Raw genomic sequence first — 22,595 nt, 5'->3', positions numbered from 1 at the left:
CCTGCAACGTAACCCGGAACATAGTGCCGGAGGTCCTGAACCGGCCGGGACCTCCGGTGCGACGTGGCCGGTGGACCCTTGGCGCCCACCGCTGACCGGCGAAGAAGGCGTCCGGAGTGGTTCCCGTCACACCCCGGGACGTGGCGGCCGTCAGCTGAGAAGCGCTGCCAGGTCGTCGTACGCCGTGACGAGAATCCCCGCCACGAGCCCCGCCCCGCCGGCCACGAACGCCCCCGCCGGCTCGATCGCCCCGCCCCCGGCCGCGGCGACCAGCCCGGCCAGCGCGATCGCGATCAGGACCGCGTTGCGCACGATGTGCCCGCGCCCCAGCGGCGTGCTCGACGCGCCGAAGCACCGGCACGGCGCCCGGTTCCCGCCGCGCAGGCTGGCCGCGATCGCCGCGGCGAAGACCGCGAACAGCCCGGCCGCGACGACGAACCCGGCCGCGGCCGCCCACCGAAGCGGCAGCGCCAGCAGTACGACCACGGCGACCTCGGCGGCGACAGACCCGGCGGTCGCGGCCGGCACGGCCCGCTCGGGCAGCACCCGCATCTGGCGCAGCGAGGCGGCGAAGGCGTGGTACGCCCGCCCGGAGCTCACCTTCCCGGCCAGCGCCACCACGAACACGGTCCCGACCAGCAGCCGGGCCGCGATCTCCACGTATCCCATCCGCCGCCTCCCCGTCATTCGATCGAGGCAAGCCTATCCGCGGTAGGCTCGCCCGGTGGATCTGCAGGCATACGCACGCGAGATGCTCGACGAGAACCGGTACGTCGTGCTCGGAACCGCCGACGCGAGCGGCGAGCCGTGGGTCTCGCCGGTGTTCTACGCGCTGGACGGATACGCCACCCTGTACTGGCTGTCCGATCCGGCCACCCGCCACTCCCGCAACGTCGCCGCCCGGCCCCGCGTGAGCCTGGTCGTCTACGACTCGCAGGTGCCGATCGGCGCCGCCAAGGCCGTCTACCTGACCGCCCGCGCCGGGGCCGTCGACACCGCGGCCGACCCGGCGGCCCTGGACGCCTACAACCGCGGCTGCCTGGCCAAGGGCGCGTCCGCCTTCGCCCCGGAGTCCACCGCCGACGGCGGCCCGTTCCGGCTGTACCGCGCGAGCGTCGATGCGACCTGGGTCCTCGACCCGACGCTGCCCCGCGACGCCCGCACCGCGGTCACGCTGTAGCCGGCGCGGGCCGCAGCGGCTCGCCGTTGACCTCCAGGTCGTCCGGGGCCGACCACCACAGCTCGCCGTCGCCGGGCAGGAACGGTTTCCAGACCCCGGCGGCGGTGCCGCGCTCCAGCGAGCCGGCGACCGCGGTCAGGTAGGCGCCCAGCGACGGCCACGCCTGGCAGAAGTCGGCGCCGTCGGAGTTCGGCGCGATCCCGACCCGGCCGTGATATCGGCCCGGGCGCAGGTCGATGCCGGTCGCGGGCTGGAACGGCATCCACGGCTCGGACTGCCACGGGTGCACGGCGAACCCGTCGACGTCCGCGGCGACCTCCATCCGGATCGCGCGGAACTCGAGCAGGGACAGCAGCTCCCCCTCGGGCAGCATCGGCCGGCAGGTCCGCCGCCGCGACCGCCGCCGGGTCGGCCGGCGGCGCCAGGGCGGCCGCGCTGACCGGCGCGAACGCCTCCAGCCACCGGTCGATGCGCGCCCCGGCAGACCGTACCGTAGCGCTTGACAGCCGGAGTTTGTTTGTGTGTACTGACTTACATGAGAAGCACCGCCGAGGCCCGCCGGGCCGCACTGCTGGACGCGGCCGTCTCCGTGTTCGCCCGCAACGGGTTCCACGCGACGCCGGTCACGGCCGTGGCGGCGGCCGCCGGGATCTCGGAGGCGTATGCGCTGCGCCTGTTCGCCGGCAAGCTCGGCCTGTTCGTCGCCGCCGTCGAGAGCTGCTACGAGCGGATCATCACCACCATGGAGACGGCCGCCGAGCAGGCGCCCGACCGCGACCCGGAGAAGCTGCTGGAGCACATCGGCGACCGCTACGCCGAGCTCATCGCCGACCGTGACCTGCTCATGCTGCAGGTCCACGCCCAGAGCGTCGCCGACATCCCCGAGGTCGGGGCCGCGGTGCGGGCCGGCTTCCGGCGCCTCGTCGCGTTCCTGCGCACCACCGCGGGCGCCGATGACCGGGCGATCCAGCACTTCATCGCCTACGGGCAGCTGTGCCACCTGATCGTCACCGCCGGGCTCGACCGCGTCGAGGAGTCCTGGGCCGGCGCCATCACCGCCGGCATGTATCACGTGCCGTGACCCGCGCGGCTTTTCCGTGGCCGCAGATGTAAGTGAGTGCACACATACATACAAGGAAGGTGTACGTCATGAGCCTCCACACCACCGAGATCGTCCTGCCCGGCGTCGTCGAGCCCGACGGCCTGCGCATCCGCGACCGCGAGCTGCCCGCGCCCGGCCCCGGCCAGGCCCTGGTCCGCGTCGAGGCCACCGGTGTGTCGTTCGCCGAGCAGCAGATGCGCCGCGGCAGGTACTACGACCAGCCCCCGTTCCCCTTCGTCCCCGGCTACGACCTCGTCGGCCGCGTCGAACGGGTCGGGCCACGCACCGACCCGGCCCTGGTCGGCGCCCGGGTCGCGGCGGTGACCAAGACCGGCGGCTGGGCCACCGCGGCGCTCGTCGACGCGGGCGACCTGGTGGCGGTTCCGGAGGGCGTCGACCCGGCCGGCGCCGAGACGGTCGTCGTCAACGGGGTGACCGCGTGGCAGATGCTGCACCGCATGGCGAAGGTCCGCCGGGGCGGCACGATCCTGGTCCTCGGCGCCAACGGCGGCGTCGGCTCCACGCTCGTCCAGCTCGCCCGGCACGCCGGCATCCGGGTCGTCGGCACCGCCTCGCCGCGCCACCACGACGCCGTGCGGGCACTCGGGGCCGAGCCGCTGGACTACCGCGACCCGCAGCTGCACGCCAAGGCCCGCGCCCTGGCCCCGGACGGCTACGACGGCGTGTTCGACCACGTCGGCGGCGCCGGGATCGTCGAGTCCTGGCGGCTCGTGCGGCGCGGCGGGGCGCTGGTGTCGTACGGTACGGCCGCCACCCGCGACGACGCCGGCAACGCCCGCCTGCCCGTCCTCGCCCTGTTCGCGCGCCTGGCGTGGTGGAACCTGCTGCCCAACGGCCGCCGCGCCGGCTTCTACAACCTGTGGGCCGGTCGCCGCAACCGCGCCGCGTTCCAGGCCCGGCTGCGCGAGGACCTCACGCGGGTGTTCGCGCTGCTCGCCGACGGGTCGCTGAGCGCGCAGGTCGCCGCCCGCATCCCGCTGCGCTCGGCCGCGCAGGCCGTGCGCCTGGCCGAGTCCGGCACCGTCGCCGGCAAGGTCGTCCTCGTCCCCTGATCACGTTCAGCCGTTCCGACGACCGCCGGGCGGTGATGTCCGCGGACATCACCGCCCGGCCCGGCCGGCAGCCTGAGCCCAGCCGCTCGCCCCGTCGTCGCCCATCCACGCCAGGTCAACGCGCAGACGGCGCGGTGTGTAAAATCGTGATCGCCGTGCCAAGGTCGTCCGGCTGCCCACCGCCGCGATGACGCATCGCGGGCGCATCGGTAGCGCTCCGCAGTTCGCCGGCCCGCCTCGTTCCGGCCAACCGGCTGCAACCGCTCGTTCGTCCCGGTGCTCCGGCCGGCGCCACCGGCGTCCACGAGTCCATGAGGGAGACACCAGATATGGCGTTCAAGGCCGAGTACATCTGGATCGACGGCACCCGTCCGACCGCGAAGCTTCGCTCCAAGACGAAGATCGTCGCCGACGGCGCCGAGCTTCCGCTGTGGAGCTTCGACGGGTCGAGCACCAACCAGGCGCCCGGCGACAAGTCCGACTGCGTGCTGAAGCCGGTGTTCACCTGTCCGGACCCGATCCGTGGCGGGGACGACGTGCTGGTCCTGTGCGAGGTGCTCACCATCGACATGGCGCCGCACCCGACGAACACCCGGGCCGCCTGCACCGAGGTCGCGGCGGCGTACGCCGACCAGGAGGCGATCTTCGGCATCGAGCAGGAGTACACGTTCTTCAAGGACGGCCGGCCGTATGGCTTCCCGCCCATCGGCTTCCCCGCTCCGCAGGGCGGGTACTACTGCGGCGTCGGCGCGGACGAGGTCTACGGCCGCGACGTCGTCGAGAAGCACATGGACCTGTGCCTGGCCGCCGGCTTGCACCTGTCCGGCATCAACGCCGAGGTCATGCCCGGCCAGTGGGAGTTCCAGATCGGGCCGGTCGGCGCGCCGCAGGTCGCCGACGAGCTGTGGATCGCCCGCTGGCTGCTGTACCGCATCGCCGAGGACTTCGGTGTCGCCGCCACCCTCGACCCGAAGCCGGTCAAGGGCGACTGGAACGGCGCCGGCGCGCACACCAACTTCTCCACCAACGCGATGCGCGACAACTACGACGCGATCATCACCGCCTGCGAGGCGCTCGGCAAGCGGGTCTCGGAGCACATCGCCGGCTACGGCGCCGAGATCGAGCACCGCCTGACCGGCATGCACGAGACCGCGCCGTGGAACGTCTACAGCTACGGTGTCTCCGACCGGGCCGCCTCGGTCCGCATCCCCTGGCAGGTCAAGGTGGACGGCAAGGGGTACATCGAGGACCGCCGTCCGAACGCGAACTGCGACCCGTACGTGACCACCCGCCTCATCATCGAGACCTGCTGCGGCGCGCTGGCCGGCTGACGTACCGCTGGGGTGGGGTGCTACGCGCGTGGCGGTGCGATTCAGTCCACGACGAAAACGGGATTGGTGAGCGCCGCCACCGCGCCGCCCGGATGGCGTACCTCGACCCAGGTCAGCGCCCCGCCATGCACCCGGACATCGGGCTCGGCCACCCCGCGGACCCGCACCCGCACGCACACCGGCGCCCCGCCGGTCACCAGCCGCTGCCCGGCCCCGGCGACCTTTCCCCCGGCCTCGACGACGACGTCCACCTCGATCCCGGCTCCCCCGGCGATCCAGCTCCGCCCGCCCCGCAGCCCGGCGAGGACCGCCTCCACGGTCAGCGCCTCGGCGAACACGACGGTGTGCGGCACCCCGATCTGCCCGGCGAGGTGCGCGTCGCTCGACCCGACCGCGGGCATCCACCGCCCGGCGGCGAGCCGCTCCCGCCACCGGGTGAGGGCGGCCTCGTTGTCGGCGTTCCACGGCAGGTCGCCGGCCCACCGCCCGTTCCACACCTCGACGAGTTCGAAGTCGTCCCAGGGCCGGCGCAGCGTGCCGGTCGGATAGGGCGCGAACGGGTGCGCGGCGATCCGGACCCCGCCCTCGAGCCCGAGTCAGTGCCCGTCGGGCGTGGTGTGCTCCTGTCCCCGGATCACGAGCAGGTCCCCGGCCGCGGCACGGAACGCCTCGTACGTGTCCTCGGTGTTGTGCTCGGTGACGGCGATGAAGTCGAGCCCGGCCGCCCGGGCCTCGGCGACGACCTGCTCCGGCGTGAGCGCTGCACCGGTGGAGCGGGCGGAGTGCACGTGACAGTCGCCGCGGTACCAGCCCCGCATGCGGGTAGGTTCGAGGGCATGGCTCGCAAAATCGCGACGAACGACCGGGTCGACCGGGCCGCCCTCGTGCAGTTCCTGGGCAAGCGGCATCACGGGATCATCATCACCAGCCGCGCCGACGGCCGCCCGCAGGCCTCGCCGGTGACATGCGGGGTCGACACCGAGGGGCGGATCGTCGTGTCGACCTATCCGGAGCGGGCCAAGGTGACCAACCTGCGCCGCGACCCGCGGGTGTCGATGCTGGTCCTGTCCGACGAGTGGAACGACGCCTGGGTCCAGGTGGACGGCTCGGCCGAGGTACTGGACCTGCCGGAGGCGCTGGAGCCGCTCGTGGAGTACTTCCGCTGCATCTCCGGCGAGCACCCGGACTGGGACGAGTATCGCCGGGCCATGCACGAGCAGGGCAAGTCGCTGATCCGCGTCACGATCGAGCGCTGGGGCCCGGTGGCCACCGGCGGCTTCCCGGCCCGCCTGGCGTGACCGTGCTGCATTGGTTTAGTCGACCCTGACCACGTACTTGCCCCGCACCCCGCCCGCCTCCAGCGCCCGGTGTGCCTGCGCTGTCTCCTCCAACGAGAAGCACCTGTCCACTGCAGGGCGCAGTCCACCCTCCGCCACCTGGCGGGCGAGGTCGTCGAAGAGTGCCCGCTTGGGGTTGCCGCTGAAGAAGCGCACCCGGCCGCCTCCGTGTACGGCGCTGGCGGCGATGTAGCCGAGTGAGGCGGCGGGCCGTGCCGAGTCGAAGGCGATGGTGACCATGCGTCCGCCGGGTGTCAGCAGGCGCCGGAAGGCCCGCAGGTCGGTGCCCGCGGTGTCGAGGACCACGTCGAATCGGCCCAGTTCCCTCGGCGGGACGGTCCGGTGGTCGATGGCGTGGTGGGCGCCGAGCGTGCGGACGAAGTCAAGGTTGGTGGCGCGGGCCAGGGCCGTCACCTCGGCACCATAGGCCTGTCCGAGCTGGACGGCGGCGTTGCCGACGCCGCCCGCAGCGCCGCGTACGAGCAGTCGTTCGCCGGGGCGCAGCCTGGCCTTGTCGCGCAGCGCCGTGATGGCCGTGGTTGCCACCGGCAGTGCGGCGGCTGCCGCCAGATCCAGTCCGTCCGGGACCCGGCCGAGCCGCTCGGCGCGGACTGTCACGTACTCGGCGGCGCTGCCGAATCCGGTACGGCCCACGATGCCCCACACACGGTCGCCGACCGCGAAGTCCGTCACACCGGCGCCGAGTGCGGCGACCTCGCCGGTGAGGTCCAACCCGACGCGCTGCGGGAACTTCCGTCCGGTGACGAGACGGAGGCTGCCGGAGCGGGCCGCCAGTTCGCTGCTGTTGATGCTGAACGCGCGTACCCGCACGAGTACCTCGCCGGGCGCCGGTTCGGGGCGTGGTACCCGGCCCACGTACAGCACCTCGGGGCCGCCGAAGCGGTCGAAAAGTACTGCTCTCATCATGCGGTCGTCCATCGTTCTCACCTTCGCCACCAGTGGCCGTGCGGGGGGATCTGGCCCCGAGCGTAGGCTCTAAATGGACGACATCGTCCGGTTGGACCGGAGGTGAGAAACAGTGGTGGCGGAATCCTCTCGGATCGCGGGCCCGGCCAGGCTGCGGGCCGACGCCCGGCGCAACCAGGAGCGCATCCTCGTCTCCGCCCGCGCGGTCTTCGCCGAGCGCGGGATCGACGCGCCCATGGCGACCGTGGCCCGACGGGCCGGGGTCGGCGTAGCGACGCTGTACCGGCGTTTTCCGACCCGGGATGCGCTGGTGCGGGCCGCGTTCGCGCAGCAGATGGAGACCTGCGCCCGAGCGCTCACCGAGGCGCTGGCCGACCCCGACCCCTGGCGGGGCTTCCAGCGCCTGGTCGAGACGGCCTGCGAGCTTCAGCGGGAGGAACAGGGGTTTCCGGCCGCGTTCGTCGCAGCCTTCCCGGACAGCACGGCGGAACACGCGCAGGCCCGAGAACGGGCCGAGCGGGACCTCCTGACCCTGGTCCGCAGAGCCCAGGCAGCGGGCGCGTTGCGGGCCGACTTCCACCCTTCTGACCTCGCCGTGGCCCTGTTGTCCCACTGCGGTCTGGTCACCGCGCTGCCGCGTGACAGTGCTGCGTCCCGGCGCCTGGTGGCGTACCTGCTCCAGTCGTTCCGCGCTGAGGCGGCTCACGGGGCCCTACCTCCGCCGAGCACTCTGTCGCTGCGCAGTCTCCCGCTCGCGGCCGACAGTTCCCCGGGACAGCGGCCCTCCAGAGCCTGACGCAGAGCGGCGCCTGCCGCATGGCACGCCCTTCGGACGGCAACTCCACTTTCGCAACAGGCCCTCGTGTCCGGAGTCATTGAAAGCTTTATTGATTCGAGTGCAGTTCGGCGGTTTTGGTCCACACAAAGGGTTTCGGGTCTTCGTTCCACGCCGCGATCCAGGCGTTGACGTCGTCTTCGAATTCCTTGACGCTGCGCTGGGTGCAGGTCCAGACCACTCGGCCCGATCGTGCAGGCCCCGGCCCCTCCCGGTCCGGGTCAACGGAGCCCCGAAGGCTCGGCCATTGCCGACTCCGACTTCTCCGTGCGAACATGCATCGATGTATGTAAAACTATTGCATCGCAACAGATCCCGCCTACTGCTGAGCATGGCAGCGGCTGCCATGTCCATCGCATCCCTGGGCTTCGCCACACCGGCATCCGCCGCGGTTCCCGACGGCCACAACTGTTGGTACGTCTCGCCGGACAGCCCGCCGAGCAAGACTGACTCCAAGACCGTCAACTACACCGCGACGGTCCAGTGCGACGGTCCAGTGCGTCGCATCGACCTCACCGTGGAGTTGCTCTATCACGGGCTGGTCGGCGGCCCCGGCCAAACAGTGAACGGCCGTACAGAGGTTTGGCAGAACTCCACCGTGACCCCCCTGTTCGGTCTTGGCGTCGCCAACCCGGGCACGCTCTGCGAGTCGGGCCACTACTCGGGTCGAGCGACCGCCACAGTCCAATACCTTTCGGGGTCTCCGGAGTTCATCACCAGAACGACAGAGTCTCAGCCGGTATCGCTGACCTGCCCGCCACCGGATATTCCCACGCCCCCGCCGAGCGGGGCAGTGACGGTCACCAACCCGGGCACCCAGAGCATGCTCAAGCTGGACAGCGTGGCGCTGCAGATGCGGGCCACCGGCGGGAGCGGGTCGTACACCTGGTCGGCGACCGGCTTGCCTCCTGGGCTGGCCATCCACCCCTCGACCGGCCTGATCAGCGGCTTAGTCCGCCAGATAGGAAGCTACACCGTCACGGTCACGGCCGACGGAGGCGGACAGGGAAGTACCACCTTCAGCTGGCGCGTCAGACAAGAAACCTGCCCGCACTGCTGATCAGCTGCCCCTGCGGGAAAGCTCTGTCAGCAAGGAGACGGCGCGTATCGTCTGCGGTCCCGGGCCAGTCCCCTTCTCCAACCCCGCTCGCTGCGGGTTGGAGAGGAGCAACCCACAGCCGAGGACGGCCGCACCGGCCGGTTCGTCGCGCTGCTGTGCATACCCCGTCGTGCGGCCCTGCCGGGCCGCACGTCGTGGTGTCGATGCCCTTGCCGATCAGGTCGCGGATCGTCGCGTAGTCCCCGTCGTTCCACAGCGGATACGTCCAGCCGATCGAGCACGTGCTCGGCAACTACATCCGCCTGGTCGCCACGCCGGACCTGCCGCCGAGCACCGGAGGGCCGGGAACGCCACGCGCAGCTCGTCACGTTCGGTGGCCGGTCCCGGGGGCGACGCGGCAAGCCCGAACTGGTGAAGCGCGTCCCGGTGTTCCCCAGCACGACATCCGAAACGGATTTCGCCATTCCACGCCAAACCGACGTAACAAAGCCCTACTGGTCGGCTAACGGCTCGCGCTGGGCCAGCCAGGCCGGCGGGATGCCCTCGACGCCGGTGTACGCGGCGACGATCCCGCCCACGATCGCGCCCGTGGTGTCGACGTCGCCGCCGGCCTCGATGCAGGCGCGGATCGCGGCCGGATAGTCGCCGAGGCGGGTCGCCGCCACCCACAGCGCGAACGGCACCGTGTCCTGGGCGAGGACCTGGGAGCCGTTGCCGAGCTCGTACGCGGCCTCGGCGACGCTCGCCCGCAGCAGCCGCCGCGCCCGCCGGACTCCGTCGAGGACCCGGCCGTCGACGAGGTACGCGGCGACCGCGTCGAGCAGCTCCGCCGGCGCCGGCCGGTTGTGCACCAGCCGCGCCCAGCCGGCCTCGGCCGCGGCCACCGCGACGGCGACCGCCCCGAGGATGCCCTCCGCGTGGGCGTGCGTGACCTCGGCGGAGCGCATCGCCTCCAGCGCGGCGGCGCGCGAGTCGCCGGCGTGGAAGGCCCCGAGCGGCGCGACCCGCATGGCGGCGCCGTTGCCCATCGAGCCCTCGCCGCCGAACGCGTCGCGGGCCACGTCCCGCCACGGCTCTCCGTCGCGGATGCGGTGCAGCACGACGACGGCGCCGCCGCCGTATCCCCGATAGGGCTCGAAGCGCTCGGCGAACGCCTTGGCCAGCCGGTCCTGGTCGATGGTGCCGTGGCGGCGCAGCTGCCCAACGAGCGTGCACGCCATCTCGGTGTCGTCGGTCCACGGCCACGACCCCGCCGGGGCCGTGCCGTCGAGAAGGTCCTCAAGTCGCGTGCCGGGAACGAAGAACTGCGCCCCCAGCGCGTCGCCCACGCTCAGCCCGTCCAGGCTGTCACTGCAGCGTCCGATGTCGGTCATGTGTACCCGGGATCTTAGCTGTTGAAAAAATGTCGTACCCGGCCGCTAGCCTGCGGGCGTGAACGTTGTGCAGGAGTTTCGGTATCTGGCCCCGTCGACCGCCGGCGCGTCCGGGGTCGCGCTGCAGACCAGCGGCGGCCCGTCGCCCAACCCGAGCTTCTTCACCGGATTCCTCACCACGCCCCCGGCCGCCGCGGCCGGCCTGCTCGCCGTCGCCGACGTGGCCCGCACCCGCTACTTCCAGCCCCGCGACCCGGCGAGCCTCGACCCGGTCGTCACCGCCGGCACCGACCGCCTGCGCTTCGAGTCGTTCTCCGGCTGCTGCGGCGTCTACGCCCGCCTCGACGCCCTGCCGGAGGCCCTGGACGGCGAGCTGCTGGCCCACGGCACCACCAACGTCGACGTCAACCCGCCGCTGCGCGAGGCGCTGGCCCGCATCGCCGGCCTCGACCCGCTGCACCTGCGCGTCGGCCCCGACGCCCTGACCGCCTCGACGCCGACCGGCACGGTCGTGGAGAAGAAGGTCCCGCTCCCGCCGCGCTGGCTACGCGGCTTCGCCGAGGTCCACGTCCTGTCCTCCGCGTTCGACCTGCGCGCCGAGCTGCCATCGGCGCAGGCGGCCGCGTTCCTGCGCCGGCTGCCGGGTGCGGGCGACCGCTCGGTGCTGTGGGCGGTCCCGGCAGGCCCCTCCCTGCGCCTGACCTCGCGCCCGGTCCCCGGCGCGGTCTGCCTGGCCGGCGCCGGGCGGCTGGCCGCCCTCAACGGGCTGCTGCGCCACGCCACCGCCCTGCGTGTCTACGGCCCGCCGGTCACCGCCGGCTCGCCCCCCGTGGCGAGCGCCTGGGAGCTGACGACGGGCGCCCTGCGGCTGACGCTGACCCTGTCGCCGGAGCCGCACCGGGGCTTCTCCGGGGAGGGCGCCGCCCTGACGGCCCTGGCCGCCGACGAGGTCACCGACGACGCCGACCTGGTCAGCGCCCTGCTGTCCTGGGACCCGGCGATCGACGTCGGAGCGCTGTCGGATGCCGCCGGTCTGCCACCCGCGCGGGTCCGGGCCGCCCTGGCCCAGCTCGGCACCGCGGGCCGGGTCGGCTACGACGTGGGCGAGGCGGCGTATTTCCACCGGGTCATGCCCTACGACGCCGCCCGCGCCGAGCGCGACAACCCCCGCCTGGCCGGGGCCCGGGCCCTGGCCGAGGCCGGCGCCGTCGTGCTCGACTCCCCCACCACGGCCACGGTCCACAGCGGCGAGGAAACCTACCGGGTCCGCCGCCTGCCGGACGATACCCTGACGTGCACCTGCCCCTGGTGGGGAAAGCACCGCGGCACCCGCGGCCCGTGCAAGCACGCCCTCGCCGTCACGATCACCGCAGGGGCCGGCGCATGACCGGTTCCGGAGCGAAGCGGCGCCTTGTCCGGGTCGATCCCCGCGAAGCCTCATCGAGCCGGACTGGGCGGCGCCTTGTCCGGGTCGATCCCCGCGAAGCCTCATCGAGCCGGACTGGGCGGAGGAGGCCGGTCATCATGGGCTCAGTTCGGATGGCATGCGGCCGGAGCGAAGCGGAGGACGCATGACCGGCCTCGACCTCGCCCTGGTCGCGGACGGCAAGGTCAACGACGTCGCCGCCGCGGTCGCGGCCCTGGACGAGCCGGGGCGCCGGGCGGCGGCGAAGGAGCTGGCGGCGTTCGTGAAGGGCCGCCGGCACCACCACTGGCACTACGCGGGCGCGACCGCCCTGGCCGTGGCCACGATCGGCACCGCACCGTCGCCGGCCGCGGCCGCCGCCATCCTGAAGAACCGCTGGATGACCCCGGCCCGCGACACCGCCGCGGCGATGGTGGCCACCGCCGCCGGCCGCGGGGTCACCTGGCTGCCGGAGCTCGTCACCCGCCTGACCGACCGCCGCCCCACCGACCCCGACGACCGGCTGTGGCAGCTGGCCGCCGAGCTGCTGACCGCCACCGGCACACCCCCGCCGACCGGCGACTGGTTCGTGCTGGGCTGGCTGGGGCACCTGAACTTCCCGGTCGAGCAGCGCGAGCGCTCCCGCCCGCTCGCCGAACGCCTGCGCCGCGACCCGTTCCTCGACGACCTGCTCCCGCACCTGTTCACGGTCGAGGGTGCCGGCGAGCGCCTGGTGTTCTGGGAGACGGGCCGCCCGGGCGGGAAGCTGGCCCTGATCGAGGCCCTCGCCGAGCTGGCCGGCGAGTCCCGCCTGGACCGCGCGGCCCTGATCGCCGCCACCCTGTCCCGCCTGCTGCGCGGCGGGCGCCCCAACGCCCAGCGCGGTTACCTGACCCTGCTCACCGCCCTGGCCCCGCGGCCGGACGAGGTGTCGGGGCACGCCGGCGACTACCTGCGCCTGCTGTCCGACGCCCCGGTGTCGGTGGCCACAGCGGCCCAGAGGTCCCTGCGCACCGCCCCGGACCTGGAGCTGGAGGCGATCCTGGAGGCCTCGGCCGCGGTCCTGCGGCGCCCGGACAAGGCCCTGGTCCGCGCCCAGCTCGCCTGGCTCGACGCCCTGACCCGCCGGCATCCGGCCCGCACGGCCGGCATCGCCGCCGTGATCGCCGAGGCCACGACGCACGAGGCGGTGGACATCCGCGACCGCGCCACCGCCCTGCTGGCCAAGCACGGCGCCCCGGTCGCCGCCGCCGCAGCGCCCCCGGCCGCCGTCGCCCTGCCGCCCCGCACGCCGGTCGCCCCGGCGCCCGCGCCGATCGAGGACGCCGACGAGTTGGCCGAGGAGGTCGCCGCCTTCTACAGCGACCGCCCGTTCTCCGCGCTGCTGCCCATGGAGCGCATCCTCGACGCCGTCGTCCGGCTCACCGCCAGCGACGGCGCGGCGCTGCGGGCAGCCCTGCTGCCGGTCCTGAACCGCCACCGCGAGGGCATGGCCGACCACGGCTGGGACCCGTGCTGCCTGTGCGGCACCTTCACCGGGGTGCTGCTGACCGCCACCGACCCCGAGCACGCGCCGCGGCAGCTGTCCGGCTGGGCGGCCCTGCTCACCGCCGCCCGCCGCTTCCTCGCCCTGGGCGAGCCGACCCCCGACCCGCGGGTGCCGGCGATCCACCGCCTGCTGCGCGCCCGCCTCGCCGAGATCGGCCACCACCTCCGCACCGGCGCCGGATCCCGGGCCGGGCTGGTCAGCGCCCCGACGTGGGCCAGCGGCGCGCTCGACACGGCGGTGCTGCTCGACCGCCTCGCCGGCCTCGGCGACCTCGAGCCGTGGGCGTGGGACCTGACCCAGGCCCTGCTGCGCCTGCCGCCCGGCCCCGACGAGCCCGCCGCCGCCCGTGCCGAGGCGCTCGGCACCCCGGCCGGTGCCCTCGTCGCCGCCTGGCTGCGCGGCGGCGGCCTGCCGGCCCCGGCCTGGCAGGTCGAGACGGTGGCCCGGCGCCCGCGCAAGCATCGCGGCGATTACGAACACGACACCCTGCCGCCGGTGCGCGTCCAGGTCACCACGGCGCCGGTCGAGCCGCCCGGCGCCGCACACGGCCTGCTGGGCGCCACGCCGCCACCGCCCGGCCCCGGCAGCGGCGGCTGGCACGTGCTGTGGCCCGGCCTGCTGCCCTGGCACCGCGGCCTGGCCGCCGCCTTCGCCCTCCCCGACGTGGCCGCGACCGCCGACATGGACCAGCGCGGCGGCGCCGCCGTCCTCCCGCTGCTGGCCGAAACAGCGGGCGACCCCGGCCCGGCCCTGCCGATCGCCGTCGCCTACGCCCTGGCTGCCCGCCACGAGCAGGACCGCCTGGCCGCCGTCGACGCCCTGCTGCTCCTGACCGCCGACGACTCCTTCGCCCCCGAAACGGCCGGCCACCACCTGGGCACCCTCGCAGCCACCGGCGCCATAACCCTGACCCGCACGCTCCACCCCTTGCGCGACGCCGCCACCGCCGGCGCCCCACACACCGTGTTCCGCCTGCTGACCGCCGCCCTACCACCCCTGCTGAAGGCCAAAACCCCACCCCGCGGCACCCCCGACCTGCTGACCCTGGCCACCGAGACCGCGCCCAGCATCCCGGCCGCCACCACCCCACCCCGCACCACCGTGACCCCCACCGCTCCGACCAGCACCACCCCAGCCGCCACCACCCTGGCCCCCACCGCCCCGCAGACCCTCGCCCCGCAGAGCTTCCCCCCGGACACCACCGCCCCACAGATGCTCACCCCGACCGCGCAACCCACCACGGCCCCGACCGTGACAGACATCCCCGGCCTGGCCGAACTCGCCGCCCGCTGCGGCTCCTCCCGCCTGATCACCGAAGCCCGCCGCCTGGCCAACACCCTGACCCCCACCACCTGAGCAGACCCTCACCCCGGCCGCCACCGGCCCCGCAGACCCTCACTCCGGACCCACCGCCCCGCAGATACCCACCCAGCCGAGCAACCCGCCACAGCCCTGACCTCGACCGACGTTCCCGGCCCGACCGAACTCGCCGCCCGCCGCAGCTCGTCCCGCCTGATCACCAAAGCCCGCCGCCTGGCCAACACCTGACCCCACCTGAGCAGACCCTCACCCCGGAGCGCCTCACCCGGGACGCCGCCGCCCCGCAGATACCCACCCCAACCGCGCAACCCACCACGGCCCTGACCTCGACCGACAATCCCGGCCCGACCGAACTCGCCACCCGCCGCAACTCCACCCCACCTCATCACCGAAGCCCGCCGCCCAGCCGACACCCCGCCCCCACCACCCGAGCAGACCCTCACCCCGCCCGCGCAACCCACCACGGCCCCTGCCACAACCAACGCTCCCCGCCTGGCCGCATTCACCGCCCGCCGCAGTTACTCCCGCCTGGTCACCCATGGGCCGCCGGCCACACCGATGCCGGGCCTGTCAAGTTAACGGTGGAAATGTTGTTCAGGTCCGAGTTGTAGCGTTGATTGTTGTCTATGCGCCTGGGTTGGAGAGGCGTCCGTCGAAGGTGATGTCGAAGGCGTTGAGTGCGGCTTTCCAGCGGTTGGACCAGCGTTGCCGGCCGCGGCCGGTGGGGTCCAGGCTGATGATGGTGAGGTAGAGGACCTTCATCGCGGCCTGCTCGTTGGGGAAGTGGCCGCGGGCGTTCACGGCCCGGCGGAACCGGGAGTTGAGGCTCTCGATGGCGTTGGTGGTGCAGATGATCGACCGGATGTCGGTGTGGAAGGCCAGGAACGGCACCATCTCCGCCCAGGCGTTGGTCCACAACCGGACGATCGCCGGGTACTTCTTCTCCCAGGCGGCGGCGAACTCGGCGAACCGATCCAGGGCGGCTTGCTCGCTGGGCGCGGTGTAGACCGGCTTGAGCGCCGCAGCGATCGCGGTCCAGTCCTTACGGGCGGCGTACTTGAACGAGTTACGCAGCAGGTGCACGATGCACGTTTGCACCACCGTCTTCGGCCACACCGTGGCGACCGCGTCGGGCAGACCCTTCAGCCCGTCACACACCACGATGCACACGTCCTGGGTGCCGCGGTTGCGGATGTCGGTCAACACCCGCAGCCAAAACTTGGCGCCCTCACCGTCGCCGTGCTCCCCGGCCCACATACCCAGGATGTCCCGATGCCCGTCCACGGTCACGGCCAACGCTACATAGATCGGCCGGTTCGCGACCTGACCATCACGGATCTTCACCTGAATGGCGTCGATGAACACCACCGGATACACCCGATCGAGGGGCCGGGACTGCCACTCACCCATCGAGTCCAGGACCCGATCAGTGATCGTGGAGATCGTCTCCTTCGACACGCTCGCGCCATACACCTCGGCCAGGTGCGCCGACACCTCACCGGTCGTCAATCCCTTCGCGGTCAAGGAGATGACCAGATCGTCCACACCGGACAGTCGACGCTGCCGCTTGCGCACGATCTGCGGCGCGAACGACCCGTCCCGGTCCCGCGGCACGTCCAGCTCGACCGGGCCGGCCTCGGTCAGCACCGTCTTGGTCCGCCGCCCGTTGCGGGCGTTACCCGGCGTGCGACCCTCACGTTCGTGTTTGCCCGAGCCGAGATGCGAGTCCATCTCGCCCTCGAGCGCGGCTTCCAGGACCCGCTTCGTCAACTGCTGCAACAGGCCGCCCTCACCGACCAGGCTCACGCCCTGCGTCCGGGCCTGCCCCGCCAGTCGGGCGATCAACGCGTCGTCGACCACATCGGCCAACCCCGACTCCGCCGCCGGCGCATCGCCCTTCGGTACCGCTGTCATCGTCATCCTGGTGTCCTCTTTGTCCGAGTTACACCGTTTAAATTACAGTCCCCGATGCCGTGACCGATATCGCCTGATCAGGGGCACCTGGCCGTCGGCGTCGGGGGCAGATCGGGAATCGTGAAACCGGGCACTGCGGGGATTCTGCGATTGACGGTGTGCGCTCCGTGGTCGTAGCGTCAGCGCGAACGACGTCGTCAGGAAGCCGGTGCAAGTCCGGCACGGTCGCGCCACTGTGAGCCGCCTGCCCCGCCTGGGGTGGTGGCGAGTCAGACCCTCCGACGTCGGCCGCCGTCACATCTAGAGGGACGCTCGATCCCTGAAGGAGGCTCCACGTGAGCGTGTCGTCCAACCCCGCCACCGGCAGCGTCGCGACGCCCGTCGTCATCCCGCTGTCCCGTTCGCTCGTCTGGCTCGTCGGCACGGCGGCGCTCGCCGTGCTCGTCTACTACTTCGTCGGGGTCGACCAGGGTGCCGTGTCCGTGTTCGGCAACGACTTGCACGTGCACGAGCTGCTGCACGACGGCCGCCACTTCCTCGGCTTCCCCTGCCACTAGGGGGACCGGATGGAGAAGCGGATCATCGCCCGGGGGGCGATCGCCGGGATCGTCGCGGGGCTGGTCGCGTTCGTGTTCGCGCGGATCTTCGCCGAGCCGCGCATCCAGGACGCGATCGACTACGAGTCGGGGCGGGACGAGGCGCAGCACGCGCTGGACCGGGCCGCCGGGATCGTCGTCGGCGAGCACGGGCACGGGCACGAGCTGTTCAGCCGCACGATCCAGGGCAACATCGGCATCGGGATCGGGATGGTCGCGTTCGGCCTCGCGATGGGCGCCCTGTTCGCGGTCGCCTACGCGGTGTGCCTCGGGCGGGTCGGCAACGTGCGGCCGCGGACGCTGGCGCTGCTGCTGGCCGGCGGCGGGTTCCTGGCGATCTACGGGGTGCCGTTCCTGAAGTATCCGGCGAACCCGCCCGCGGTCGGGCACGAGGAGACGATCGGGCAGCGCAGCGCGTACTACCTGATCATGGTGTTGGCATCGGTGCTGTTCATGATCCTGGCGGTCATCCTCGGCCAGCGGCTCCGGGCACGCTTCGGCACCTGGAACGCGAGCCTGCTCGCCGGGGCCGCGTTCGTTGTGGCGACCGGCGTGCTCATGGCGCTGCTGCCGAACTTCGGCGAGCTGTCCTCGAACGTCGCCGAGTACGGCCGCCACGCCACCGAAACGCCGCAGCCGCTGAAGAACGAGGCCGGCAACATCGTGTTCCCGGGCTTCGACGCCGACCTGCTGTACGAGTTCCGGCTCTACGCCCTCGGCGCGCAGCTGCTGCTGTGGACCGTGCTCGGCCTGGTCTTCGCGCCGCTGGCCGAGCGCCTGCTGGGCAACCGCCCGGTTCGCGTCGAGCCGGTCCGCGAGACGACGCCCGCGTAACAGCGAGTCACACCAGACGGCGCGGCGGGGCGACCCGCCGCGCCGTTTGCGCAGCAAAGCTCAGAAGCCGACGCTCGCCACGAATCGGCGCGCCTGTGCAACCGCCCGCGGAACGCAGGTAGTACACCCTCGATGGTCAGGCCACCCGGTGGAGGGAACCGGCTGGCGGCGGGGCGGCGGCGCCGGGGTGGAGCAGCGCGGCGAGCGCCTCGACGCCGTCGACCAGCCGCGGGCCGGGACGCACCACGAGGCCGTCGGCGTCGATCGCCCAGACCGGCACGCCGGGGAACCGCGGGGCCACGAGGGCGGCCTGCTCGGCGGCGCCGTCGAGGTGGTATCCGCACGGCGAGACGACCACGACGTCCGGCCGGGTGCCGGCGAGCGTGCCCCAGTCGGTCGGCACGGACCGCTGCCGAGGCCGCGCCCCGACCGGCTCCCCGCCGGCCGCGGCGACGAGGTCGGGCACCCAGTGCCCGGCGCTGAACGGCGGGTCGACCCACTCGACGACGAGCACCCGCGGCCGGGGCCGGCCGGCGACCCGCGCGGCGACGGCGTCCAGCCGCTCCCGCAGCCGCGCGACGAGCGCCTCGGACCGCTCGGCGACCCCGGCGCGCGAGCCCACGGTGAGGATCGTGCCGAGGACGTCGTCGAGGGAGTGCGGGTCGAGCGAGAGCACGTCGGCGCGGCAGCCGAGGTGCTCGAGGGCCTCCTCGACGTGCCCGGACGGCAGCGCGCAGACCCGGCACAGGTCCTGCGTGAGGATGAGGTCCGGGGCGAGGCCGGCGAGGGCCCCGGCGTGCAGCGTGTAGAGGTCGGCGCCGGCGGCGAACTGCCCGCGCACGTACGCGTCGATCTCGCCGGGTCTCATGCCCCGGGTGTCCTTGCCGCCGACCACGATGACCTTGTCCCGGCGGGCCTCGGCGGGTTCGTCGCACTCGAACGTGACCCCGACGAGCCGCTCGCCGAGCCCGAGCGCGTAGACGATCTCGGTCGCCGAGGGCAGCAGTGACACCAGGCGCATGCATCGACCCTAACTAACCCGCCGACAGCGCCGCCACCCCGTCGCCGCGCAGCCGGTCGAGCGCCACCAGGCGGCCGCAGACGAGTAGCAGCAGCGCGCTCATCGGCCCCTCGACGAGCGGTCCGGTGCCGGTGCCCCAGTCGGTGTCGGTGGCGCGCAGGGTGTAGTGCCGCAGGGTCCGCCGGATCGGGAACGGCCGCGGCCAGTGCATGGTCATCATGCGGGTCGCGGCCGCGGCGGCTGCGTCGGCGGGCATGGCGACGGTGCGCCCGAGCGGGATCGCGATGTCCTGGGTGTGCACGAGGATGTCGGTCAGGGTTTCGTACCTCGTGACGCCGAGGTTGGGCCGCCGGGACCCGATCGAGGCTCGGATCAGCGCGACCAGCTCGGCGTCGCCGGCCTCCCGGGCGCGGGCGACGGCCATGTCGTGGACGGCCCGGTCGAGGTCGCCCTTCGCGCGCAGGATGATCGGCGTGCGGGCGAGCATGTCGCGCAGCCCCATCCGCTGCAGGGTCAGGTGGGCGGCGACCTCGCGGACCGTCCACCGCCCACACAGCGACGGCTGCTGCCAGTCGCCGGGTTCGAGGGAGTCGAGGAGGTCGGCGACGGCGGCGCGCTGGGCGTCCACCGTGGACCAGAGGTTCATCGGGGCTCCTCCGCGGCGATCACGGCCTCGACGAGCGTGCGCAGCTGGCCCGCCGGGTCGAACGCCGGGTCGGGCATGGCCAGCTGGTGCAGGACGATGCCGGTCCAGTGGTTCATGATGACGGGGGCGTCTCGGCCCGGGTCGCGCGAGCCGGCCGCGCGCACCCAGCCGGTGGCCCAGGCGTTGACGCGGGCGCCGGTGGCCAGCAGCTGCTCGCGCAGCGCCGGCCGGATGGCGGCCTCGATCAGGATGGCGTACCTCGCGAGCGTGACCGCCCGCTGCGGCCCCGTGCTCAGGTGCGCGAAGCGGGTCAGCACCTCGGCGAGCTCTTCGGGACTCTCCGGCCGTACCTGCGCGGCGATCCGCTCCCAGTTGACCCGCTCGCGCTCGGCGAACCGCTCGACCACCCCGTCGACGAGCACCTCGCGGGTGCGGAACACGTTGGACGCGGACCCGGCGGGCAGCCCGGCCGCGGCGTCGACGGCCCGGTGCGTGAGCGCCCGGATCCCGCCGCCGCCGATCACCTCGATGGCCGCGTCGAGCAGCCGCTCCCGCCGGGTCTCCACACCGCGAGACTACATCTGTAGTATGCGAACTACAAGTGTAGTTCGCATACCGGAGGTGTTGCTCCGGTACGGCCGGTCGCACGGCCGATACCCGGCATTGCAACAGGTGGCGGACTGTTATCCTCGCCGACCATGACAGCTGCGCGCCTGCGCCTCGGGGTCGACTTCGGCACCTCCACCACCATCGCGATGCTGCAGCGGCCCGACGCGCGCGTGCAGGCGCTGCTCTTCGACGGCTCGCCGCTGCTGTCCTCCGCCGTGCTGCTGGGCCCCGACGGGCAGCTGCACACCGGGCGCGACGCGGCGCACCTGGCCCGCAGCGCGCCCGAGCGGCTGGAGCCGAACCCGAAGCGGCGCATCGACGACACGAGCGTGCTGCTCGGCGACGCCGAGGTGAGCGTGCTCGACCTCATGGTGGCGGTGCTGAGCCGGGTGGCGCGGGAGGCCGGGCGGGTCGCCGGCCCGGTGCGGGACGTGGCGCTCACCCACCCCGCGAACTGGGGCGCCAACCGGCGCGCCCTGCTGACCGAGGCCGCCCGCCGGGCCGGGTTCGCGGGCATCGAGCTGGTCGGCGAGCCCACCGCGGCCGCCACGTACTTCGCGCACACCCGCGGCGGCGGGCTGCCGGTGGGCGCGTGCGTGCTGGTGTACGACCTCGGCGCCGGCACCTGCGACGTCACCCTGCTGCGCCGCACCCCGACCGGCTTCGAGCAGGTCGCCTCCGACGGGCTCAACGACGTCGGCGGCCTCGACGTCGACGCGGCGATCGTCGCCTTCCTGCAGGCCACCTACGGCGAGCTGTGGACGTCCCCGGCCACGCGCCGCCAGCTGTGGGACGACGTGCGCTCGGCCAAGGAGATGCTCTCCCGCGCGAGCCACACCGTGATCGGCGTGCCGGCCCTGGGCCGTGAGGTGCCGCTCGGCCGCGAGCAGCTGGAGGGCCTGACCCGCCCGGTGCTGCGCTCCACGATCTCCATGACCCGCGCCCTGGTCAACGAGTCCGGCGTCGGCACCGCCGCGATCGCCGGACTGTTCCTGGTCGGCGGTTCGAGCCGCATCCCGCTCGTGGCCACGATGCTGCACGAGTCCCTGGGCATCGCGCCGGTCGTCGCCGAGCAGCCCGAGCTGGTGGTGGCGGAGGGCGCGCTGCACGTCAACCGCATGCCCACCGCCGCCGCGGCGACCGCGCCCGCCACGGCACCGATCACCGCCCCGGTCTCGGCGGTCCCGTCCTCGGGCGTGCCGGTGTCCCCGGCCGCCTACCCGGTCACCGGGGCGTTCGCCGCCGCGCCGGTCTCCGCCCCCTCGGTCGCCCCGTCCCCCGTCTCCCCGCCGGTCCCCGGACTCGCTCAGCCGCCGGTGTACCCCCAGCCCCCGGTCATGCCCACCCCGTTCCCGCCCGCCCCGCCACGGCGCGGCCTGTCCCCGCTGGTGCTCGTCGCCGTCGTTCTCGCCGGGGTGCTCGTGATCGGCGCCGGCATCGCGGGCGCGCTGCACTTCCTCGGCGACCAGGACCCCGGCTCGAACCCGACCACGGCCGGCTCCAACGGTGGCACCGGCAACCGGCCGTCCCCGGGCGACCCCGGCAAGTACGACCTGGCGAAGCTGCCCGAGAACGAGTGCACGAAGACCGACGCGACGATGTACTACGACCTCTTCGAGGGCGAGATCACCAAGCCGGCCGCCCAGCGGGTGCCGAACGCGACCGTCAACCAGAGCAGCTGCAGCTATACCCGCTCCCACGCCCTGACCGACGCCGGCAAGTCGCGCACGGCGAGCATCACGTTCAGCGCATCTGCATATAATGACGTGTCGATCGCGTCCTCCGTCCAGAAGTCCGAAGCCGACACCGCCAAGATCGCGGGCCCGAACACCGCGGTGCCGGGCCTGGGCGAGGAGGCCGTCCTCTACGAGACCTCGGACAATGGCGACTCCGCGGCGAAGAAGCTGCAGATCACGCTCGCGGTCCGCGACAGCAACGTGCGCGTGATCGTGTACTTCATCGCCAACCGCAACGACGGCGCCGCCTGGACGCAGAAGGAGAAGGACGACATCCGCGACAAGACCGTCGACGCCGCGAAGTCCGCACTGTCCAAGACGCTGGACGGCATGCGGCGATGACCCGCCGCCGCGCGCTGCTCACCACGGCGGGCCTGCTGGCCCTCCTGGCCCTGTGCGCCGGCGCCGCGGTGGTGACCGATCTGGTCCACTACGCGACGGGCCGCCGCGGCACGATCACGGTCCAGGCGTGCGCCCAGGACCTCGGCGCCCGCAAACCCCGTTACGAGTGCACCGGTGCCTTCGAGTCGGCGGATGGTTCGATCCGCCGCGACGCGGTCGCCTTCACCGAAACCGTCGCCGAGGATCCGGGCGCGAGGGTCCCCGCCACGCTGAACGGCGAAACGGCGAACGAGGTGAGCCCGGCCGCCACGGCCACCGGCATGACGGTGACAACGCTGTCCCTGGCCGGCGTGCTCACCCTGCTGCTGATCCGCCGCCGCCTGCCAAAGCAACCCTGACACGGCG

Annotated in this window: 23 protein-coding genes; 13 read left to right on the top strand and 10 right to left on the bottom strand. The window is 73.2% G+C overall.

All coding sequences use genetic code 11. From position 1 onward, the window contains the following. Positions 1 to 150: 150 nt before the first annotated feature. Complete coding sequence (locus tag ACQPY0_RS25420) at positions 151 to 669, bottom strand: MauE/DoxX family redox-associated membrane protein (protein WP_432993405.1); 519 nt, start codon at positions 667 to 669, stop codon at positions 151 to 153. A gap of 55 nt (positions 670 to 724) precedes the next feature. Here ACQPY0_RS25420 and ACQPY0_RS25415 point away from each other — a divergent pair, with 55 nt between their 5' ends. Beyond that, entirely contained in the window at positions 725 to 1,180 is a 456-nt protein-coding gene (locus ACQPY0_RS25415) for a pyridoxamine 5'-phosphate oxidase family protein (protein WP_432993403.1), read from the top strand. Here the strand turns inward: ACQPY0_RS25415 and ACQPY0_RS25410 are convergent. After that, complete coding sequence (locus ACQPY0_RS25410) at positions 1,170 to 1,553, bottom strand: hypothetical protein (RefSeq protein WP_432993402.1); 384 nt, start codon at positions 1,551 to 1,553, stop codon at positions 1,170 to 1,172. The genes ACQPY0_RS25415 and ACQPY0_RS25410 overlap by 11 nt on opposite strands. Positions 1,554 to 1,715: 162 nt before the next feature. Here ACQPY0_RS25410 and ACQPY0_RS25405 point away from each other — a divergent pair, with 162 nt between their 5' ends. The 3 genes from ACQPY0_RS25405 to glnII all read left to right on the top strand — a co-directional run bounded on the left by ACQPY0_RS25405 (position 1,716) and on the right by glnII (position 4,686). After that, the gene (locus tag ACQPY0_RS25405) at positions 1,716 to 2,261 is read left to right on the top strand and encodes a TetR family transcriptional regulator (RefSeq protein WP_432993400.1); all 546 of its coding nucleotides are present in this window, start codon (positions 1,716 to 1,718) and stop codon (positions 2,259 to 2,261) included. 68 nt (positions 2,262 to 2,329) lie between these two features. After that, positions 2,330 to 3,355 carry a medium chain dehydrogenase/reductase family protein gene (locus ACQPY0_RS25400; RefSeq protein WP_432993398.1) on the top strand — a complete coding sequence of 342 codons (1,026 nt, stop codon included), beginning with the start codon at positions 2,330 to 2,332 and terminating at the stop codon, positions 3,353 to 3,355. Between the two features lie 329 nt (positions 3,356 to 3,684). Next, positions 3,685 to 4,686, top strand: a complete 1,002-nt coding sequence (gene glnII / locus ACQPY0_RS25395) for a glutamine synthetase (protein ID WP_432993396.1) — start codon at positions 3,685 to 3,687, stop codon at positions 4,684 to 4,686. 41 nt (positions 4,687 to 4,727) lie between these two features. Here glnII and ACQPY0_RS25390 read toward each other — a convergent pair whose 3' ends face one another. Both ACQPY0_RS25390 and ACQPY0_RS25385 read right to left on the bottom strand, forming a co-directional pair. Continuing rightward, positions 4,728 to 5,183 carry a PHP-associated domain-containing protein gene (locus ACQPY0_RS25390; RefSeq protein ID WP_432993394.1) on the bottom strand — a complete coding sequence of 152 codons (456 nt, stop codon included), beginning with the start codon at positions 5,181 to 5,183 and terminating at the stop codon, positions 4,728 to 4,730. A 99-nt stretch (positions 5,184 to 5,282) separates the two neighbouring features. Then, positions 5,283 to 5,504: a PHP domain-containing protein gene (locus ACQPY0_RS25385; protein WP_432993392.1), complete on the bottom strand. Its 222-nt coding sequence runs from the start codon at positions 5,502 to 5,504 to the stop codon at positions 5,283 to 5,285. Between the two features lie 18 nt (positions 5,505 to 5,522). On the opposite strand from ACQPY0_RS25385, the gene ACQPY0_RS25380 reads away from it, so the two are divergent. Next, complete coding sequence (locus ACQPY0_RS25380) at positions 5,523 to 5,984, top strand: PPOX class F420-dependent oxidoreductase (protein WP_432993390.1); 462 nt, start codon at positions 5,523 to 5,525, stop codon at positions 5,982 to 5,984. Between the two features lie 15 nt (positions 5,985 to 5,999). Here ACQPY0_RS25380 and ACQPY0_RS25375 read toward each other — a convergent pair whose 3' ends face one another. Then, on the bottom strand, positions 6,000 to 6,962 hold the full coding sequence (locus ACQPY0_RS25375; RefSeq protein WP_432993388.1) for an NAD(P)-dependent alcohol dehydrogenase: 963 nt from the start codon (positions 6,960 to 6,962) through the stop codon (positions 6,000 to 6,002). 103 nt (positions 6,963 to 7,065) lie between these two features. On the opposite strand from ACQPY0_RS25375, the gene ACQPY0_RS25370 reads away from it, so the two are divergent. After that, a complete protein-coding gene (locus ACQPY0_RS25370) occupies positions 7,066 to 7,746 on the top strand; it encodes a TetR/AcrR family transcriptional regulator (RefSeq protein WP_432993386.1) in 681 nt (226 codons plus the stop codon). A 385-nt stretch (positions 7,747 to 8,131) separates the two neighbouring features. Further along, entirely contained in the window at positions 8,132 to 8,845 is a 714-nt protein-coding gene (locus ACQPY0_RS25365; protein ID WP_432993384.1) for an Ig domain-containing protein, read from the top strand. Positions 8,846 to 9,336: 491 nt separating this feature from the next. On the opposite strand, the gene ACQPY0_RS25360 is transcribed toward ACQPY0_RS25365, so the two are convergent. Next, positions 9,337 to 10,218: an ADP-ribosylglycohydrolase family protein gene (locus tag ACQPY0_RS25360; protein WP_432993382.1), complete on the bottom strand. Its 882-nt coding sequence runs from the start codon at positions 10,216 to 10,218 to the stop codon at positions 9,337 to 9,339. A gap of 58 nt (positions 10,219 to 10,276) precedes the next feature. Between ACQPY0_RS25360 and ACQPY0_RS25355 the strand changes: the two genes are divergently transcribed. Both ACQPY0_RS25355 and ACQPY0_RS25350 read left to right on the top strand, forming a co-directional pair. After that, on the top strand, positions 10,277 to 11,605 hold the full coding sequence (locus ACQPY0_RS25355) for an SWIM zinc finger family protein (protein WP_432993380.1): 1,329 nt from the start codon (positions 10,277 to 10,279) through the stop codon (positions 11,603 to 11,605). A 184-nt stretch (positions 11,606 to 11,789) separates the two neighbouring features. Then, positions 11,790 to 14,528 (top strand): DUF6493 family protein, encoded by a 2,739-nt coding sequence (locus tag ACQPY0_RS25350; protein WP_432993378.1) that lies wholly within the window; start codon positions 11,790 to 11,792, stop codon positions 14,526 to 14,528. A gap of 588 nt (positions 14,529 to 15,116) precedes the next feature. On the opposite strand, the gene ACQPY0_RS25345 is transcribed toward ACQPY0_RS25350, so the two are convergent. Continuing rightward, complete coding sequence (locus tag ACQPY0_RS25345) at positions 15,117 to 16,406, bottom strand: IS256 family transposase (protein WP_432995390.1); 1,290 nt, start codon at positions 16,404 to 16,406, stop codon at positions 15,117 to 15,119. Positions 16,407 to 16,741: 335 nt separating this feature from the next. Between ACQPY0_RS25345 and ACQPY0_RS25340 the strand changes: the two genes are divergently transcribed. Next, positions 16,742 to 16,963 (top strand): CbtB domain-containing protein, encoded by a 222-nt coding sequence (locus tag ACQPY0_RS25340; protein WP_432993376.1) that lies wholly within the window; start codon positions 16,742 to 16,744, stop codon positions 16,961 to 16,963. A gap of 9 nt (positions 16,964 to 16,972) precedes the next feature. Further along, positions 16,973 to 17,836 (top strand): CbtA family protein, encoded by an 864-nt coding sequence (locus tag ACQPY0_RS25335; RefSeq protein ID WP_432993374.1) that lies wholly within the window; start codon positions 16,973 to 16,975, stop codon positions 17,834 to 17,836. A gap of 136 nt (positions 17,837 to 17,972) precedes the next feature. Here the strand turns inward: ACQPY0_RS25335 and ACQPY0_RS25330 are convergent, their stop codons facing one another. From ACQPY0_RS25330 to ACQPY0_RS25320, 3 genes are read right to left on the bottom strand one after another with little or no spacing between them, the layout of a single operon-like run. Next, positions 17,973 to 18,857, bottom strand: a complete 885-nt coding sequence (locus ACQPY0_RS25330) for an ABC transporter substrate-binding protein (RefSeq protein ID WP_432993372.1) — start codon at positions 18,855 to 18,857, stop codon at positions 17,973 to 17,975. Positions 18,858 to 18,870: 13 nt separating this feature from the next. Next, positions 18,871 to 19,503, bottom strand: coding sequence for a maleylpyruvate isomerase family mycothiol-dependent enzyme (locus ACQPY0_RS25325; RefSeq protein ID WP_432993370.1), 633 nt, complete (start codon positions 19,501 to 19,503; stop codon positions 18,871 to 18,873). Next, on the bottom strand, positions 19,500 to 20,069 hold the full coding sequence (locus ACQPY0_RS25320; protein ID WP_432993368.1) for a TetR/AcrR family transcriptional regulator: 570 nt from the start codon (positions 20,067 to 20,069) through the stop codon (positions 19,500 to 19,502). The genes ACQPY0_RS25325 and ACQPY0_RS25320 overlap by 4 nt, the downstream gene beginning before the upstream one ends. Before the next feature lie 132 nt (positions 20,070 to 20,201). Between ACQPY0_RS25320 and ACQPY0_RS25315 the strand changes: the two genes are divergently transcribed. Together ACQPY0_RS25315 and ACQPY0_RS25310 are read left to right on the top strand one after the other, a co-directional pair. Next, positions 20,202 to 22,190 carry an Hsp70 family protein gene (locus ACQPY0_RS25315; RefSeq protein ID WP_432993366.1) on the top strand — a complete coding sequence of 663 codons (1,989 nt, stop codon included), beginning with the start codon at positions 20,202 to 20,204 and terminating at the stop codon, positions 22,188 to 22,190. Beyond that, positions 22,187 to 22,588, top strand: coding sequence for a hypothetical protein (locus ACQPY0_RS25310; RefSeq protein WP_432993364.1), 402 nt, complete (start codon positions 22,187 to 22,189; stop codon positions 22,586 to 22,588). Before ACQPY0_RS25315 ends, ACQPY0_RS25310 begins: the two co-directional genes overlap by 4 nt. The last annotated feature ends 7 nt before the right edge of the window (positions 22,589 to 22,595 follow it).

Origin of the sequence: Dactylosporangium sp. CA-233914 (assembly GCF_050942935.1) — a bacterium.
Lineage (GTDB): Bacteria > Actinomycetota > Actinomycetes > Mycobacteriales > Micromonosporaceae > Dactylosporangium.
This window is presented reverse-complemented; position numbering and strand designations above follow the sequence as displayed.